Here is a 17,830-nt window from a genome sequence, read left to right on the forward strand (position 1 = left end):
GCCTTTTATGCCCTTCAGCAAGACCCCCGAAATCGTAGACAGCCACTGCCACCTCGACTTTCCTGATTTTGAGGGCGAGCTGAATCAGGTCATCGCCCGCGCCCGTATCGCAGGCGTCACCCGTCTGGTCACCATCTGCACCCGGCTGCGCAACGAACCGACCGTGCGCGCGATTGCCGAGGCACACCCTGCGGTGTTCTACGCCGCCGGCACCCATCCGATGAGCGCGGCGGAAGAGCCGATGGCCACGGTCGATCAGCTGGTGGCACTGGCGCAGCACCCGAAATTTGTGGGCATCGGCGAGACGGGCTTAGATTACCACTACACCGCCGAAACCAAGCCCGCGCAGCAGGAAAGCCTGCGCCTGCACATCACCGCCGCACAGGAAACCGGGCTGCCGCTGATTATCCATGCGCGCGGGGCGGATGAGGATATGGCGGCGATCCTGACCGAAACCTTTCGTGTGCGGCCCTATTCCTGCGTGATGCACTGCTTTTCCAGCAGTGCGGAGCTGGCAAAAGCCGCGCTGGATCTGGGGTTTTACCTCTCGATGTCGGGCATCGCCGCCTTTCCGCGCAGCGAGGATCTGCGCAAGATTTTCGCGGCCGCCCCGGTGGACCGTATCCTGCTGGAAACCGACAGCCCCTATCTGGCCCCGCCGCCGCATCGCGGGCGGCGCAACGAACCGGCCTACACCGCCTATACCGCCAGGGTCGGGGCCGGTCTGTTTGGCCTGACCGAGGCAGAGTTTGCCGCGCAGACCACCGCGAACTTCGACCGGCTGTTCACCCGCGCCCGTCTGCCGGACCAAGCGGCATGACCGACCGCCTGCGCTTTACCATTCTGGGCTGCGGCTCGTCTGGCGGGGTTCCGCGCCTTGGGGTGCAGGCCCCGGACTGGGGGGCCTGTGATCCGGCCAACCCGAAAAACCGCCGGACCCGCTGTTCGATGCTGGTGGAACGCATCGGAACCGCGGGCACAACACGGGTGCTGATCGACACCTCGCCCGACATGCACGCGCAACTGCTGGCAGCGGGGGTGGGCGTGCTGGACGCCGTGGTCTTCACCCATGCCCATGCCGACCACACCCATGGCATCGATGATCTGCGGCAAGTGGTGTTCAACACCGGCCGCCGCCTGCCGGTCTGGGCCGATGGGCCAACGCAGGATGCGCTGATCTCGCGCTTTGGCTATGCCTTTGTGCAGCCCGCTGGCAGCCCCTATCCGCCGATCCTCGACGTGCATGGCATCACCGATGACACGCCCTTTACGGTTCCCGGCGCGGGTGGCGATCTGACCTTCACCCCGTTTCTGTGCGAACATGGCAGCATGGATGCCCAAGGCTTTCGCATCGGCGCGCTGGCCTATCTGCCCGACGCGGTGGCGATCCCTGAAAGGCACTGGCCACTGCTGAGCGACCTTCAGGTCTGGGTGGTCGACGCCTTGCGCCGCAAGCCGCACCCGACCCATGCCCATCTGGCCCTGACGCTGGACTGGATCGCCCGCGCGCAACCCGCACGCGCGGTGCTGACCAATATGCACAACGATCTGGATTACGTGACCCTGCAGGACGAGCTGCCCCCCCACATCCGCCCCGCCTTCGACGGTATGGTGATCGAGATCGCAGCATGAGTGCGCTGCTCGATGTGATCCTGCCGGCCTTCATGACGATCAGGATCACAACATGACCGCTCTTCTGGATGTCATCGTCCCGGTTTTCCTTGTGATCGGCTTTGGCTACGCCGCCGCGCGCTTTGGGCTGTTTTCCGACTCGGCGGTCGACGGGTTGATGCGCTTTGCGCAGAATTTCGCGGTGCCTTGCCTGCTGTTCCGCTCTATCGCCACGCTGGATCTGTCGGGGGCCTATAACACCGGCTTGCTGGTGTCGTTCTATGTCGGCGCGTTCAGCGGCTTTGCCCTGTGCTTTGCCGGTGCCCGCTGGCTGTTCAAGCGACCCCTGACCGATTCCGTCGCCATCGGCTTTGCCGGGCTGTTTTCCAACTCGCTGCTGCTGGGCCTGCCGATCACCGAGCGTGCTTACGGTGTCGCGGCGCTGCAGGGCAACTTCGCCATCATCTCGATCCACTCACCCATGCTCTATGGCTTTGGCATCGGGCTGATGGAATGGGCCCGCTCGCGCGGGATGGGCATGTCGGCGGCGGCCCTGTCGCGCCAGATCGGGCAGGCGGTGTTCTCGCAACCGCTGGTCATCGGCATCACGCTGGGGTTCATCGTCAACCTCAGCGGACTGCCGCTACCGGGTGCGTTCTGGTCCGGCGTCGATCTGATGACCCGCGCCGCCATTCCCGCCGCGCTGTTCGGTCTGGGCGGCGTTCTGTTCCGCTATAAGCCCGAGGGCGACAAGGCGACCATCGCCATGGTCTGCGCCGCATCGCTGATCGTGCATCCGGGGGTGACATGGGTGCTTGGCACGCAGGTGTTTGCCCTCGACACCGCCAGCCTGCGTTCGGCGGTGGTGACGGCGGCGATGGCCCCCGGCGTCAACGCCTATCTGTTCGCGCATATGTATGGCGTGGGCAAGCGTGTGAACGCCTCGGCGGTGCTGATCGCCACCGCGCTGTCGATCGGCTCGGTCTGGATGTGGCTGGCGATCCTGCCCTGACAGGCACGGATTGCCCGTGCCCCTACTGCGGCGTCACACCACGCAGCCGTTCCGACCGCCGCCGCAACACTTCCAGCGTGGCCAGCATCCCGATGGAGATCACCACCAGGATCGTCGCCACCGACAGGATCGCCGGGCTGATCTGTTCGCGGATACCGTTCCACATCTGGCGCGGAATGGTCTGCTGGTCATGGGCGGCCACGAACAGCACCACCACCACCTCGTCGAACGAGGTGACAAAGGCGAACAGCGCGCCGGAAATCACGCCGGGCAGGATCAGCGGCATCGTGACCTTGAAAAACGTGGTCGCAGGCGGCGCGCCAAGGCTGGCCGCCGCCCGGTTCAACGACTGGTCAAAGCCGATCAGCGTCGCTGTCACGGTGATGATCACAAAGGGAATTCCCAGCGTGGCATGGGCCAGCACCACGCCGGTATAGCTGCTGGTCAGCCGCCCGCAGTACTGCGACAGCCCGGTCCAGCCGATCAGCGCGCAAGGTGAGGAGTAGAAAAAGAACAGCCCGGTCGCCGTGATGATGATCGGCACGATCATCGGCGAGATCAGGATCGCCATGATCAGCCGCCGGTTCGGCATTTCCGGCCGCGACAGGCCAAGGGCTGCAATGGTGCCCAGCACCGTGGCCACGATGGTCGCGAAAAACCCGATGATCACCGAGTTCTTCGCTGCCCGAACCCAGGCACTTTCGCGCCAGACCTGCCCCCACCACGCCGCATCGCGCGGCACGTCATTGGGGATCGAGGGCTGGGTCAGCAGCAGATCATACCAGCGCAAGCTGTACCCCGCAGGATCAAAGGCCAGCATCTTTTCGGTAAAGGTAAAATACGGCTCGGCGTTGAACGACAGCGGCATGATGATCAGGATCGGCGCGATCAGGAACAGAAAGATCAGCGCGCAGATCACCAGCCGTGTGTAATGCCAGACCCGTTCCAGCGGGGATGCGTAGATGGGAAGTGCCATATCGTTTACCCCAGCTTCAGGTTGTCAATGCCGACCAGCCGGTCGTAGATCCAGTACAGCACCAGCACCGCGCCCAGGAGCAGCGCCGCAAGCGCCGAGGCCAGTGACCAGTTCAGACTGCTTTGCATATGAAAGGCGATCAGGTTGGAGATCAGCTGCCCGCTCGCCCCGCCGACCAGCGCGGGCGTGATGTAATAGCCCACCGCCAGAATGAAGACGAGCAGCGACCCGGCCCCCACCCCCGGCAGGGTTTGCGGCAGATAAACCCGGCGGAACGCAGTCCAGCTGGTGGCCCCCAGCGACCGTGCGGCGCGCACATAGGTCGGCGGGATCGGGCGCATCACCGAATACAGCGGCAGGATCATGAACGGCAGCAGGATATGCGTCATCGCAATGATCGTGCCCATCTGGTTGTAGATCATCTGGATGCGACCATCATCGCTGATGATCCCCAGCGCCACCATCGTGTTGTTCACAACACCCTGTTGCTGCAACAGCACCATCCAGCTGGTGGTCCGCACCAGAAGCGAGGTCCAGAACGGCAGCAGCACCAGTATCATCAACAGGTTGGACCATTTCATCGGCAACGTCGCCAGCAGATGCGCAATCGGAAAGCCCAAGAGGAAACAGGTGAAGGTGATCAGCCCGGCCAGCAGAAAGGTTTTGACGAACAGGCTGACATAGATCTGCCGGTCTTCGGGCATCGGCACGATCTTGCCGTTCACATCGCGGGTCATGTCGAGTGCTGCAAGAAAGAAGTTCGCGCTATAGGCATCCGACACCTGCCGCATGGTGCCCCACAGATTGAGGTCGGCCCATTTGGCATCTGCCTCCAGCAGCGCCTCGCGGTACGGCGGCTCGAACCGGGCGGCCCCCCGCGCGGTTGAGGTGAACAGCGACCGGGTGCCCGACATCTCGTAATTCACCCGGGTGCCGACCACGCCCACAGACCGCGCGGCGGCGGCGTCTTTCAGATCCAGCGCAAGCGCCTCAAACGCGATGTCGTCCGGCGCGGTGCCGGGCGGGTTTTCGACGAACCATGCCGTGGTGCGCGGCATGTTGGCGGAAAACCCGTCATTATAGACCGCCTGATGCATCAGCTGCCCGATGGGAATGATGAAGGTGATCACGATGAACGCCAGCAGTGGCAGCACCAGCAGAAAAGCGCGGCGCCGGGCACGCTGTTGCGCGGTGGCCAGCGCCGATTTCAGCGGGCGGCCGTCGCTGGTGGTCAGCAGACCCCCGGCAGGTACAGAAATATCAGCCATCAACAGCCCCCTCGTGCAACGAACCGGGGCGGCGGTCACCCGCCGCCCCGTATCAGATCAGTTTGACGTCAGCCAAGCGTTGAACCGCTCGTTCAGCTCGGTGTCGCGGTCGACCCAGAACTCATACGAAGACGGCAGCGCATTGGCGAGGTTGGCGGCAGAGGTGGGCATGTTCGGGCCCATTTCGGTCTTGCCATCCATGAACAACCCGACCAGCGGGCCGGAAGAAACGCGCGCCGGACCATAGGCGATCCACTTGGCCTGATCGGCCAGTGCCTGCGTCGTGGTCGCATAGGTCAGGAACTGCAGGGCCGCTTCCATGTTCGGCGCGCCTTTGGGAATGGCGTAGCCGTCATATTCATAGACCTGCCCGTCGAACACCTGCACAAAGGGTTTGCCTTCGGTCACGGCAGCCGAGAAGAAGCGGCCATTGTAGCCGGTGGTCATCACCACTTCGCCATCAGCCAGCAGCTGCGGCGGTTGCGCGCCGGCCTCCCACCAGATCATGTCGCCCTTGATGGTGCCCAGCTTGGCAAAGGCCCGCTCCACACCTTCCGGCGTTTCCAGCAGGGCATAAACCTCATCGGCAGGCACGCCATCTGCCATCAGCGCCATTTCAAGGTTGACCTTGGCACCTTTGCGCATGCCGCGTTTGCCCGGATAGGTGGCGGTATCAAAGAAATCCGCAATCGTGGTCGGCGGGTTTTCGGGGAACTTGGACCCGTCATAGGCAAAATTGGTCGAGAACACGATTGTGGCGACGAAGCAATCGGTCACAGCACCCGGCAGAAAGTCATCCATCGCCGGGGTGCCATCGATGCCCGGGGCCAGAATGGCCGGGTCCAGCACTTCCAGCAGACCTTCGTCGCACATGCGCACGGCATCGGCATATTCCACATCGACCACGTCGATGGTGACGTTGCCGGCCTCTACCTGTGCCTTGATCGGGGCGGCCGGGTTGTCGGCATCGACGTTGATCACGGTGATGCCGGTTTCGGCGGTGAAGGGCTTGTGATAGGCTTCGATCTGGCTGGTGGCATAAGCGCCGCCCCAGGACATGACAGCGATTTCCTGCGCCGAAGCGGCAAGGCCAAAGCCGGACAGGGCCGTGCTGAGTACGAGAAGTTTCTTCATTGGCAGTCTCCCAAATTGGTTGTCGGTGGTTTTTTGGCCATGTCGCGGCCCTCCCCTTATGCCGGGGATGTCGTCAGACCGGGTCCAGCGCGCGGGCATCCTGCGGATGCCAGCCGACCTTGATCTGTTGCCCGGGGGTCAGACGGGTCTGCCCTTGGGTATTGCGGCATTTCATCACGAAATCATCCGATCCGGCAACCCGCAACCGCGTGCGCAGGATGTCGCCCATATAGATGACCTCCAGCACTTCGGCCCCGATCATATGGGCACCCTCTGGCATCATGTCGGTCTTGAACTCCACCCGTTCCGGGCGGATCGACACCATGGTCGCCTGCCCTTTTTGTGTGACGTTCACGGGGGTTGCGTCAATAAGTTCACCCGTCGCCAGCCGCACCAGCGCCTTGTCGCCCGACAGCTGTTCCAGCGTGCCGGGCAGCTTGTTGTTTTCCCCGATGAAGCCCGCGACAAAGCTGTTGTCAGGGCGTTCATACAGATCGGCAGGCGGGGCCAGCTGCTGGATGCGGCCATCGTTGAACACGGCGATCCGGTCGCTCATCGTCAGCGCCTCACCCTGATCATGGGTGACATAGACCACGGTGATGCCAAGGCTTTCATGCAGATGCTTGATTTCAAACTGCATATGCTCGCGCAGCTGTTTGTCCAGTGCGCCCAGCGGTTCATCCATCAAGACCAGCTTGGGATCAAACACCAACGCGCGGGCAAGGGCGATCCGCTGTTGCTGCCCGCCCGACAGTTGCGCCGGGCGGCGGTTGGCAAACGCCCCCATCTGCACCATGTCCAGCGCGCGCTGCACCTTGGCGTCGCGGTCCGATTTGCCCATCCCGCGCACTTCCAGCGGAAAGGCCAGATTCTCGCCCACCGTCATATGCGGGAACAGCGCGTAATTCTGGAACACCATGCCGATGCCACGCTTGTGCGGTGGCACGGCGTTGATATTGGTGCCATCCAGCCGGATCTCGCCATTGGTGGCGGTCTCGAATCCGGCCAGCATCATCAGACAGGTGGTCTTGCCCGACCCTGACGGCCCGAGCATGGTCAGAAACTCGCCCTTGGCGATGTCGAGGTTCAGATCTTTGACGACAAGGCTCACCCCGTCATAACTTTTTTGCACCCGGTCAAAGGCAACAAATGCGTCCCTGTGGCTTTCGCTCACCGCGCTGGTCTCCCCATGTGGTCCGGCAGATTTTCTGCACTCGTTATGCTGACTAAAGCCAAAGCCGCCCCGCATTGCAACCGGCTTGTCACTTTTTCAGGCATCTCACAGGACATGCGGGAAAATCAGTCATATTGCGCCGCATTCGCCGACTCTTGCGGCAGTTGGCAGGCAGATCGCGGGCCATTTGCCCGCCAGATCATCAGCCGTGCAGGCGCGGGAGACCCCAAAAGCCAAAAGGCACCCGGATCAGGGGTGCCTTTGGAGATTTGCCAGGACGTGGTGCGGATGAAAAGACTCGAACTTTCACTCCGATTAAAGAACAGCGACCTCAACGCTGCGCGTCTACCAATTCCGCCACATCCGCAGACACGACCTGGATGGCGGGCTTTTACCGAAGCCGCGCGACGAAGGGAAGGGGGATTTTACGCCCCTCCCCCGCTTTTAACAGACCCTGCGGTCAGGGGGCCTTCCGGTCAGTTGCCCAGCAGCAGGAACGGCAGCCGGGCGGCCGACATCACCACCCGCGCGCCTGCGGTGCCCGTCTCGGGGGCGGCATCGGTGTTGGCAACCACGGGCGCTGCCGGGGCCGCATCCGGCACCAGCGCAAACTGTGGCAGGCCCGCAGGCACCGCCGGGGCCAGATCGCCCGCGCGCCCCGCCGCCGTATAGGCGGCCTTGCGGATCACCGCCCCCCGGTCGCCGCCAAGGCCCGGCGCAAACACCGCCTGCCCCTGCCCGATCGCGGTCAGCCCCATGTCATACCAGTCCAGCGCCAGTTCTGGCCGCACCGTGGCACCAAAGCCCTGACTCAGGTGATGGCCCAGCAACTCGGCATAGCCCGCCTCACCCATCGCGGTCAGCAACAGCGCCGATCCGACCGCCACATCCATCGCGTCGGTGGTGTACCCTACCCCAAGGCAGACCTTGGCCGTGCCCGACAGTTGCGCAGGCGACATGCCTGATCCCATGATGAAGCCCTTGACCCCGGTCAGCACCTCATCGCGGGTTTTCATCGACAGGCTGGCCACATGTTCGGCCATCACCGGGGCGAACCCGGCGCATTGCTGGGAAATCTGCGCCGGTGTAAAGCCCGCCACCTTGCCCGCCAGCTCTTCGCCGGTGGCCATGGCATAGGTGCGCGCCAGACAGAACTGCTCACCCAAGGCGAATGTCGGGTCAGTCATGCTGGCTTCGGTCACATAACCGCCGTTGGTGTTGGTCATCAGGCTGATCTTGTTGCACTGGCTGGCGAGCGACACCTGCGCCGTGCCCGAGCCCATGAAGCTGGGCAGCGACGGCGCAGCGGCCATGGTGGCCGGTGCCTCTGGCATCAGCGACGGCAGCGCAGGCGCTGCCGCCATCACCTCTGCCGGGGCGGCGGGCGTGACCAGGACCGGCATCGGCGGGGCCATGGGGGCCACCGGCACCGACGGGGCCGCGACCATTGCCGGCGGAATCCCCGCCATTTCGTCGCGCTGCATCAGCAGCAGGCCCTTCATCCCCATCGGATGGGTCGCGGCGGCCTGCGCCACCACCGGCCCGCCCGCAATGGCGCGGTGATAGGCGCTGATCAGCACCGTGCGTTCATAGTCGGTCAGCTGCCCGGTGGGCGGATAGCCCAGCGTGGCCTGATAGCTGGAAATCGCGCTGCGGCTGCGTGGCCCGATGGCCCCGTCCGGCGTGCCGACCGGATAGCCGAAATGGTTCAGCGCCGTCTGCACTTCGCGGTTCGACTCGCGCTGCGCGCTGGAAATACCGGGTGATTTGGTCGACCGCCGCTGCGTGACAACGCGGCGTTTGTTCTGGTCATTGGCAATGGCGTGCCCGATGATGCCGCCGATCAGCGCCCCGGCAATGGCATCGCCCGCGTCGGCCTGAACCGGGTCTGCTGGCGTAAGACCAAGCCCCGCAATGATCCCGGCTGTTGCAATTGCTTTCAACTTCATCACATCTCTCCTCAAATGGCAGACTCAATCTGAATTGGGCAAAAGGCTATCACGATTGCGCGATATGCCTAGTCCTGTTTTCCTTACCGAAAGGCCTCCCATGCCCGAATGGCAGCATTTTTCCGGACTTTCGCCCTATCCGGAGACCCTCGCGGCCATGGAAGCGCGGGCTGAGGCCATCGCACGCGGTGACGCGCCCGAGGCGATCTGGCTGCTGGAACACCCGCCGCTTTACACCGCGGGCACCAGCGCGCGGGACGCCGACCTGACCGATCCGGGCCGTTTCCCGGTGCATGCGGTGGGGCGTGGCGGGCAATACACCTATCACGGGCCGGGGCAGCGGGTGGTCTATGTGATGCTGGATGTGGGGCTTCGTGGCCGCGATGTGCGCTGCTTTGTGCGGAGCCTGGAAAACTGGGTGATCGCCGCCCTGGCCGAGTTCAACGTGAGCGGAGAGGTGCGGCCCGGCCGCGTCGGCGTCTGGGTGCCGCGCCCTGAAAGGCAGGGCCCGGATGGCAGCGTGGCCGAAGATAAGATCGCCGCCATCGGCGTCAAACTGCGGCGCTGGGTCAGCTTTCACGGCATTTCCATCAATGTGGAACCCGATCTTGCGCATTTCTCCGGCATCATCCCCTGCGGCATCCGCGATTCCGGGGTGACCAGCCTTGTCGATCTTGGCCTGCCGGTCACGCTGGACGATCTGGACGTGGCGCTGAAATCCACCTTCCCCCGGTTTTTCCCCGATGGCGGGATGCAGCCGGACGGGAAGGCAGCGCCAGCCTGTAGCCGCTGAGCGGGGCAGACCGGGGAGCAAAGGTTAATTATTCCTTAACAGAAAAAACCAAGCCCTTGATTTCAAACACCCGAAACACCCTTCCCCCCGTGTTACGCGCCTGCCCTCACACCGAAACTGTGGCCTTCAGCACCTCTTTCGACAGGGTGGCCTTGTCGCCCTCCAACGCCACCTCGCCGCGTTTGAGGACATAGAAGCGGTCGGCCAGACCATAGGCAAAGTCGAAGTACTGCTCGACCAGAATGATCGCCATATCGCCCTTGCCCTTCAGATACTCAATCACCCGACCGATCTGCTGGATGATGTTGGGCTGAATCCCCTCGGTCGGCTCGTCCAGCAGCAGGACGCGCGGCTTCATGATCATCGCCCGGGCAATCGCCAGTTGCTGCTGTTGCCCGCCCGACAGATCGCCGCCGCGCCGGTGCAGGAAGTCTTTCAGGATCGGGAACAGCTCAAAAATCTCATCCGGGATGCGATGTTCTGCCCTTGGCAGCAGGGCATAGGCGGTCTCCATATTCTCGCGCACGGTCAGCAGCGGAAAGATCATCCGCCCCTGCGGCACCACCGCCAGCCCCCGCTTGGCCATCGCCTGCGGTGGCACCACCGACACCGCATCCCCGCCCAGCCACAGCTGCCCGCCCGAGCGCGGATGCGTCCCCGCCAGCGCCTTCAGAAGCGAGGTCTTGCCGACCCCGTTGGTGCCCATCACGCAGGTGACCTCACCGGCGCGGGCCTCCATGCTGATGCCGTGCAGGATCTGGCTGCCACCGTAATGCAGGGTCAGGTTTTCAGTTCTGATCATCGTTCGGACCGCCCCAGATAAACGTCGATCACCTGCGGATTGCGGGTGACATGGTCCAGACTGCCCTCGGCCAGCACAGACCCTTCATGCAGCACCGTGACCTTGCAGTTCAGGCGGCGCACGAATTCCATGTCATGTTCCACCACCACCACCGCGCGGGTTTTTGCCAGATCGACCAGCAGCCGCGTGGTATGCTCCCGCTCCGCGAGGGTCATCCCGGCTGCGGGTTCATCGACCAGCAAAAGCTGCGGTTCCTGCGCCAGCAACATCCCGATTTCCAGCCATTGCTTTTGCCCGTGGGACAGCTCGCCCGACTTGCGGGCCAGTGAGTCACCCAGGCCGACTTCCTCCGCCAGCTCCGCCACCCTTGCGTGGTCGGCGGGTTTGGGCGACCAGAACAGCACCGCCACCGGCCCGCGCGCGGCCTTGAGCGCCATCATCAGGTTGTCGGCAACGGTCTGATCCTCAAACACCGTGGGGCGCTGGAACTTGCGGCCAACACCTGCGCGGGCGATCTGCGCCTCTGACATCGACAGCAGCGACTGCAGCCGGTCGCCCCACAGCACCTTGCCCTCATCCGGCCGGGTCTTGCCGGTGACAATGTCCATAAAGGTGGTCTTGCCCGCCCCGTTCGGCCCGATGATCGCGCGCAGTTCCGCCGGACCAATGGAAAACGACAGATTGTTGATGGCGCGAAAGCCGTCAAAGGTGACCGACACGCCGGAGACTTCCAGAAGCTGGGTCATTCCTTGGCCTCCTTTTCCAGCAGCGATCCGTCATCCGGGCCAAGCTGTGCGCCCTTGCGGTCGGGTGCGCGCAAGCCTTGCCACAGATCGAACAGCCCGCCGATGCCCTTGGGCGCGAACAGGGTGACGCCGACAAAGGACAGGCCCAGCAGGATCAGCCACCAGTCGACCCAGTTGATGGTGTAAAAGCCAAGGTTGATTGAGGGTGCCCGCCCGCCGGTGAACCACGACGACAGCAAGGAAACAAAGGCCGCCCCGATCACCGCGCCATACAGCCGCCCGCGTCCGCCGATGGCGACCCAGACGGCAAGGTAGATGCTGGCGATGGGGGCCAGTTCCGCCGGGTTGATGATGCCCGCCTGCGGGTAATAAAGCGCGCCCGCAATGGCCGCGATAATCGCGGTCAGGGTGAAGATGAACAGCTTGTAGCCCTCCACCGAATAGCCAAGGAAGCGCACCCGCGCCTCGTCATCACGGATGGCGCGGATCACGCTGCCGAACTTGCCCGAGACCACCCAGGCCACCAGCAGATAGCCCAAGCCAAGCGCAAAGGCCGAGGCCCAGAGGAACCAGACCGAGATCCGGTCCTGCGACACCCCGTCCAGCCCGGGAATGTTCTGCAACCCCGAAAGCCCGTTGTTGCCGCGCAGGCCCGAGTCGTTCTGGAACAGATACAGCGCCAGAGCGAGGGTCATCGCCTGTGTCAGGATCGACAGATACACCCCCGTCACCCGGCTGCGGAACGCCAGCCAGCCGAAGATCAGCGCCAGCAGCCCCGGCACCAGCACCACAAGCATCAATTGCAGCGGCAGCGAATGGGCGAAGACCCAGACCGGGGGCAGCTCTGACGCGCCGACCACGCCAAAGATCTGGCCCGCGATGCCGTTCTGGATTTCCTGCGCGGTGGCGGGCAGCGCCTCGTTCGACAGGGCAGTGATGACGATGCCTTCGGTCCGGGCATACATCAGCCACATACCGATCATGTAGCCGCCAAGCGCAAAGAACGCCATGTGGCCAAGGCTTAGGATACCGGCATAGCCCCAGATCAGATCCATCGCGAGGGCGGCAAGGCACAAGCACAGGGTCTTGCCCAGCGTCTTGATGAAAGAGGTGGACAGGAAGGCAACGCCATAGGCTTCCGACAGAACGGTGACGCCCAGCGTGAACAGCGACAGGATCAGCAGGAACCACAGGACAGAGGGGTTGCGGGACAAATAGGTGCGGGTCATGTCATGCTCCTGCCGTCGGACCGGGGGGCCAGCCCCCCCAGTCCATTGGGTTCTCGGACCAATGGCGAAACCAATGGACTACCCCCGGGATATTTATGAACAGATGAATGGCAGGACATGCTCAATCCCCCGCCGCGCGGCCCTTGAGGGCGATGATGCCCCTTGGGCGGAACTGGATGAACAGGATGATGAACAGGATCATGTAGGTCTGGGCGGCAAGGGTGTTCGACGGGTTCAGGAACTCGATGCCCTTTTGCAGCGTGCCGATCATCAGCGCCCCTGCCAGCGTGCCCCAGATATTGCCCACGCCGCCGACCACCACGGTCATGAAGCTCTGCACGATATAGTCGTTGCCCAGTTCCGAGGTGACCTTGGCAAAGAGGCCGATGGCAATCCCCGCAATACCGGCGATGCCCGAGCCGAGGCCGAAGGTCAGCATGTTGATGCGGTCGGGGTTGATGCCCATGGACGCCGCCATCGACGGATTCTGCGTCACTGCGCGCACCTCCAGCCCCAGACGGGTGCGCTTCATCAGCCAGAGGAAGAACATCAGGAACAAGAGCGCCAGCACGAAGATCGCCACCCGGATATAGCTGATCGACACGATGTCGTTGAAGGTCAGCGCACCATCGAGCCAGGCGGGGGAGGTCAGAGGCCGGGCCTGGGTTCCGAACACGTTCTTGGCCAGCTGCTGCAGCGCAATCGAGATGCCGAAGGTGGCCAGCAGGGTTTCCAGCGGGCGCTTGTACAGGTGGCGGATCACCAGCCGCTCCATCGCGACCCCGGCGGCGAAGGTCACAAGGAAGGCCAGCGGCAGCGCCACGATCAGCGACAGGGTGTAATTCGGGATGAACAGCTGCACCACATAGCCGGTATAGGCCCCCATCATGATGAATTCGCCATGCGCCATGTTGATCACCCGCATCACGCCGAAGGTTATGGCCAGACCGATGGCGGCCAGAAAGTAGATCGACGCCAGCGACAGCGCATCCAGCGCCAGATCGGCCATCTGCATCGCGGCCAGCTTGATCTCGATGCCGGTCAGCACGGCCTGCGCGGCGGTGGTGACGGCACTGTCGGGTTCGGAATAGGTTTCCACAAAGCGATGACCGGCGACGATCTGCGTCACCTCTTCATCGGTGGCCGCAACCGGCACCGCCCCCGCCTCTTCCAGCGCGGTATAGGCGCGGTTGCGGGCGGCCTGGGTGTTCAGCTCGGCCAGCGGAATGCCTGCGACGGTGCCACCCTCAATATTGGCGGCGAGCGAGGCTTTCAGTTCAGCCGTGGTCAGCCGTGCGGGGGCGAGGTTGGCGGCGACCAGCAGGTCGTATGCCTCGGTCTCGGTCAGATCGCTGCCCGGGTCAAGTTCGCGGGCGATGTTGCCGGCAATCGCGGTGCCCACGGGCGCTGCCCGGCGGGTGGTGGCCAGCAGCGGGTTGAGCGCGCCGCGCAGATCAAGCCCCAGATCACCGGAGAAGCTGTCAATCGCGGCAATCCGCGTGGCGCTGTCTGGGTCAAAGCGCAGGGTCAGCAGGCGGTTCAGCCGGTCTTTTTGCGCGCGCAGGGCGGGATCGGTCTCGGCCTCGATCGACGCGCGCAGGGGGTCGAGCAATTCGGGGGCCGGGTCGCGGGCGATGGTGGTCAGCGCATCGGCGCGGCGGGCCCGGTCAGGATCGTTGAGCTGGAACTGCACCAGCGCCGTGGCGATCACCCCGCGCACCCCGGCGTTGGGGCGCAGTTCGGTGATGTCGGCGCGGGGGGCGGTGCCCGCATCGGTGCCGTCAAGCATGCGCAGGGCATAGCCATCCGCGCTTTCGGCAATCAGCACGAAGGCCCCATCAGATTTGCGGATGCCAAGCCCCCGGTTGGCCCATGCCGACAGGATCACCAGTGCCTGCGGATCGCCGCTGCCCGCAAGGGCGGTGATCACCGGGCCGATGGTCTGGCGCGAGGGCTTCTCGATCTGGGCGCGGTTTTCTTCGACGATTGCGGCGGCAGTGGCGGTGTCAGCCACGGGCGGGCTGGTCTGGGCAAGACCGCCAAGCGGGATCAGCGACAACAGCGCAAGAAAGACGGCAGCAAAGGCGGCGCGCATGGGTGGGCCTTGTTTTTGGGATGAGGGGTCGCGCAGAAAGGGCGGGAGGCTTTGGCCCCCCGCCCGGATGCGATCAGTAGTTCGATTTGATCTGAACGCAGGTCTTGGTTTCGGTGTTGTACATGCCGCAGTCCAGCTCGGCCCAGTCAGCTTCGAGCACAGCCGATTCCGGCAGGAAGTCGGTCCAGGCGTCGCCGGGGACCGGATCGGTGGACGACACGATGTCAAACTGGCCATCGGCGCGGATCTCGCCGATCAGAACCGGCTTGGTCAGGTGATGGTTCGGCAGCATCTTGGCAATGCCGCCGGTCAGGTTCGGGGTTTCCAGACCATACATCGCGGTGCGCACGGCATCGACATCGGTGGTGCCTGCCGCCTCGACCGCTTGCACCCACATGTTGAAACCAATCACATGCGCTTCCATCGGGTCGTTGAACACGCGGTTTTCACCGGCAAAGGCTTTCCATTTGGCGATCCATTCGGTGTTCAGCTCCGATTCCGCCGACTGGAAATAGTTCCACGCCGCCAGATGGCCGACGAGGTTGGAGGTATCAAGGCCCGACAGTTCCTCTTCACCAACCGAGAAGGCGACGACCGGAATGTCATCCGCGGAAATGCCTGCTGCGGCCAGTTCCTTGTAGAAGCCGATATTGGCATCGCCGTTGATGGTGGAAATCACGCCGACCTTTTTGCCATCAGCGCCCAGAGCCACCACATCGGCCACGATCTTGGACCAGTCTGAATGGCCAAAGGGGGTGTAGTTCACGAAGATATCGGCCTCGGCAATGCCCTTGGATTTCAGATAGCTGTCGAGGATGTTGTTCGTGGTGCGCGGATAGACATAATCGGTGCCGAGCAGCGCGAATTTCTCGACGCCCAGTTCCTCAAGGAAATAGTCGGTTGCCGGAATCGCCTGCTGGTTCGGGGCGGCCCCAGTGTAGAACACGTTCTTTGAGGATTCCTCGCCTTCATACTGCACCGGGTAGAACAGCAGCCCGTTCAGTTCCTCGATCACCGGCAGCACCGATTTGCGCGAGACGCTTGTCCAGCAGCCGAACATCACATCGACATTCGACACGGTCATCAGCTCGCGTGCCTTTTCGGCAAACAGCGGCCAGTCTGATGCGGGGTCAACCACCACCGCTTCAAGCTGTTTGCCCAGCACGCCGCCCTTGGCGTTCTGTTCGGCGATCAGCATCAGCATCACATCTTTCAGCGTGGTTTCCGAAATCGCCATCGAGCCTGACAGCGAATGCAGCACCCCTACCTTGATCGTCTCATCCTGTGCGATGGCCTGCCCTGCCGTCATGGCAATGGCAGAGGCCAGCAGCGCTCCCTTGAAATTCGACATGGTTTTCCCTCATTGGGCCGCGCAAGGCACAGGCCTTCCGTCACTCCGGGACGGCCTGTCTTTGTGCGGCAACGTTGTTGCACCCCGCGCCGTGATGGCGATGCGACCCTTCGCAGCCGCCACAGCACATTCTTTTTTCTTGTGCGGTCCAAAGCCGGACTGCCCTGTCACGAAAGCGTCATTGCCGCGGTGCGGCAAGCTGCGGCGCATCTCGTGCAGGCAAGGGCCGGAGCGCCCTTCGGTTTTGCTATCGGATTAAGCAGTATCGCAGGCAATCGCCCTGATTCGAGGCTAAATGCGGCAAGTGCCCACGACTCAGGCAGAGGATTTGATCATAAAGTGATCAAAGCAACAAAAAAAACCCGGACCAGCCGGGGTTTCGTTTCGCGGTGCGGGGATCAGGCTGCCGTCAGGCCCGTCTGGCGCTGACAAGCGCCGGGCGCAGGGCCAGACCGCCCTCCCGCTCCAGAAAGGCGACCACCTCGGCCACGCCATGACCATCGCGCAGGCGGGCCATGATATAGGGGCGGGTGCCACGGGCGCGGGCGGTGTCGGATTCCAGCAAAACCGGGTCCACGCCGACATAAGGCGCAAGGTCGGTTTTGTTCACGATCAGCAGGTCAGACCGCGTGACCCCCGGCCCGCGCTTGCGCGGAATGTCCTGACCGGCGGCGGTGTCGATGACGTAGATGGTGATATCGGCAAGCTCGGGGCTGTAGGTCGCAGCCAGATTGTCACCACCGGATTCGATCAGGATCAGGTCCAGATCAGGGTGCAGCGCGCGCAGATCGGCGATGGCGGCCAGATTGATGCTGGCATCTTCGCGGATCGCGGTATGCGGGCAGCCGCCGGTTTCCACGCCGCGGATACGGTCGGCAGGCAGCACCTGTGCGCGCAGCAGGTAATCGGCATCCTCACGCGTGTAGATGTCATTGGTGATCACCGCCATCGAACAGCGCGGGGCCAGCGCGCGCGCCAGATGTTCAGTCAGGGTGGTCTTGCCCGCGCCCACCGGGCCGCCAATTCCCACCCGCAGGGGGCCATTCACGCTCATGTCCGGTATATCCTTACGTCCATTGTTTCATGCGCCAGTGCCGACAGATCGGCCCCCATTGCCGACGACCCCAGATCATCGAGCGTCAGTTGCGCGACCTGCGCCGACAGCGCGTCGATCACCGGGTGCAGCGATGCCAGCACCCCCTGCCCCGCCTCTTGCCCCAAGGGCATGAATCGCATGGCGACCGAGGTCAGGTTGCTGGAAAACGCATGCAGATACAAGGCGGCGACCTGCGCTGCAGGCAGGTTCAGGGGGGCCGCCGCCTCTCCCACCGCGACCGGCAGGCAGCGGGCGGGCAAGGGGCGGCCCGTCAGGGCGGCGACCGTGCGGGCGAAAGCCGTGCCCTGTTCCAGCGTCTCGGACAGCCGCTCGGAAGAAGGCTGCAGCGCGCGGGCCAGATCGTCGAGCGCGTCAAGGTCCGCGCCGGATCGCAGCGCCTGTACCAGCAATATCGCATCCTGCCGCCCGGCCCCGAACTGCAACACCTCGGCCAGCCACTGGCGTAACTGGGGGGCACTTGCCACCTGCGCCGTCGATATCGCCTGCTCCAGCCCGTGCGAATAGGCAAAGCCCCCGGTCGGAAACGACGGGGACAGCCATTGCACAAGGGTCAGGAGGGGTTGGCTCATCGTG

Annotated in this window: 16 protein-coding genes and 1 tRNA gene; 4 read left to right on the plus strand and 13 right to left on the minus strand. The window is 63.7% G+C overall.

Annotated features, from left to right (window positions below; translation table 11 throughout):
* Window positions 1-7: 7 nt before the first annotated feature.
* Genes Q7J44_RS04095 through Q7J44_RS04105 form a run of 3 tightly spaced genes read left to right on the plus strand, consistent with a single transcriptional unit; the run spans window position 8 to window position 2,623 of the window.
* Entirely contained in the window at window positions 8-820 is an 813-nt protein-coding gene (locus Q7J44_RS04095; protein ID WP_304877251.1) for a TatD family hydrolase, read from the plus strand.
* Window positions 817-1,632 (plus strand): MBL fold metallo-hydrolase, encoded by an 816-nt coding sequence (locus tag Q7J44_RS04100; protein WP_304877252.1) that lies wholly within the window; start codon window positions 817-819, stop codon window positions 1,630-1,632. Before Q7J44_RS04095 ends, Q7J44_RS04100 begins: the two co-directional genes overlap by 4 nt.
* Before the next feature lie 52 nt (window positions 1,633-1,684).
* Entirely contained in the window at window positions 1,685-2,623 is a 939-nt protein-coding gene (locus tag Q7J44_RS04105) for an AEC family transporter (protein WP_304877253.1), read from the plus strand.
* Window positions 2,624-2,645: 22 nt separating this feature from the next.
* On the opposite strand, the gene Q7J44_RS04110 is transcribed toward Q7J44_RS04105, so the two are convergent.
* The 6 genes from Q7J44_RS04110 to Q7J44_RS04135 all read right to left on the minus strand — a co-directional run bounded on the left by Q7J44_RS04110 (window position 2,646) and on the right by Q7J44_RS04135 (window position 9,124).
* Complete coding sequence (locus Q7J44_RS04110; RefSeq protein ID WP_304877254.1) at window positions 2,646-3,599, minus strand: ABC transporter permease; 954 nt, start codon at window positions 3,597-3,599, stop codon at window positions 2,646-2,648.
* A 5-nt stretch (window positions 3,600-3,604) separates the two neighbouring features.
* The gene (locus Q7J44_RS04115; RefSeq protein WP_304877257.1) at window positions 3,605-4,867 is read right to left on the minus strand and encodes an ABC transporter permease; all 1,263 of its coding nucleotides are present in this window, start codon (window positions 4,865-4,867) and stop codon (window positions 3,605-3,607) included.
* A gap of 57 nt (window positions 4,868-4,924) precedes the next feature.
* Window positions 4,925-6,001 (minus strand): ABC transporter substrate-binding protein, encoded by a 1,077-nt coding sequence (locus Q7J44_RS04120; protein ID WP_304877259.1) that lies wholly within the window; start codon window positions 5,999-6,001, stop codon window positions 4,925-4,927.
* 73 nt (window positions 6,002-6,074) lie between these two features.
* Window positions 6,075-7,250 carry an ABC transporter ATP-binding protein gene (locus Q7J44_RS04125; protein WP_370692947.1) on the minus strand — a complete coding sequence of 392 codons (1,176 nt, stop codon included), beginning with the start codon at window positions 7,248-7,250 and terminating at the stop codon, window positions 6,075-6,077.
* A 205-nt stretch (window positions 7,251-7,455) separates the two neighbouring features.
* Window positions 7,456-7,542, minus strand: a tRNA-Leu gene (locus Q7J44_RS04130).
* Window positions 7,543-7,651: 109 nt separating this feature from the next.
* A complete protein-coding gene (locus Q7J44_RS04135) occupies window positions 7,652-9,124 on the minus strand; it encodes a peptidoglycan-binding domain-containing protein (protein WP_304877263.1) in 1,473 nt (490 codons plus the stop codon).
* Between the two features lie 100 nt (window positions 9,125-9,224).
* On the opposite strand from Q7J44_RS04135, the gene lipB reads away from it, so the two are divergent.
* Window positions 9,225-9,917: a lipoyl(octanoyl) transferase LipB gene (lipB, locus tag Q7J44_RS04140; RefSeq protein ID WP_304877265.1), complete on the plus strand. Its 693-nt coding sequence runs from the start codon at window positions 9,225-9,227 to the stop codon at window positions 9,915-9,917.
* A 106-nt stretch (window positions 9,918-10,023) separates the two neighbouring features.
* On the opposite strand, the gene urtE is transcribed toward lipB, so the two are convergent.
* From urtE to Q7J44_RS04175, 7 genes are all read right to left on the minus strand, one after another.
* Window positions 10,024-10,719: an urea ABC transporter ATP-binding subunit UrtE gene (urtE, locus tag Q7J44_RS04145; protein ID WP_304877267.1), complete on the minus strand. Its 696-nt coding sequence runs from the start codon at window positions 10,717-10,719 to the stop codon at window positions 10,024-10,026.
* Window positions 10,716-11,465: an urea ABC transporter ATP-binding protein UrtD gene (gene urtD / locus Q7J44_RS04150; protein WP_304877269.1), complete on the minus strand. Its 750-nt coding sequence runs from the start codon at window positions 11,463-11,465 to the stop codon at window positions 10,716-10,718. The genes urtE and urtD overlap by 4 nt, the downstream gene beginning before the upstream one ends.
* Entirely contained in the window at window positions 11,462-12,694 is a 1,233-nt protein-coding gene (gene urtC, locus Q7J44_RS04155; RefSeq protein ID WP_304877271.1) for an urea ABC transporter permease subunit UrtC, read from the minus strand. The genes urtD and urtC overlap by 4 nt, the downstream gene beginning before the upstream one ends.
* A gap of 121 nt (window positions 12,695-12,815) precedes the next feature.
* A complete protein-coding gene (gene urtB, locus Q7J44_RS04160; protein ID WP_304877273.1) occupies window positions 12,816-14,789 on the minus strand; it encodes an urea ABC transporter permease subunit UrtB in 1,974 nt (657 codons plus the stop codon).
* A gap of 73 nt (window positions 14,790-14,862) precedes the next feature.
* A complete protein-coding gene (gene urtA, locus Q7J44_RS04165; RefSeq protein ID WP_304877277.1) occupies window positions 14,863-16,140 on the minus strand; it encodes an urea ABC transporter substrate-binding protein in 1,278 nt (425 codons plus the stop codon).
* 409 nt (window positions 16,141-16,549) lie between these two features.
* On the minus strand, window positions 16,550-17,194 hold the full coding sequence (gene ureG, locus Q7J44_RS04170) for an urease accessory protein UreG (protein ID WP_304877279.1): 645 nt from the start codon (window positions 17,192-17,194) through the stop codon (window positions 16,550-16,552).
* Window positions 17,191-17,826, minus strand: a complete 636-nt coding sequence (locus Q7J44_RS04175) for an urease accessory protein UreF (protein ID WP_304877281.1) — start codon at window positions 17,824-17,826, stop codon at window positions 17,191-17,193. Before Q7J44_RS04175 ends, ureG begins: the two co-directional genes overlap by 4 nt.
* Window positions 17,827-17,830 lie beyond the last annotated feature (4 nt).

Source organism: Pseudotabrizicola sp., assembly GCF_030656345.1.
GTDB lineage: Bacteria > Pseudomonadota > Alphaproteobacteria > Rhodobacterales > Rhodobacteraceae > Pseudotabrizicola.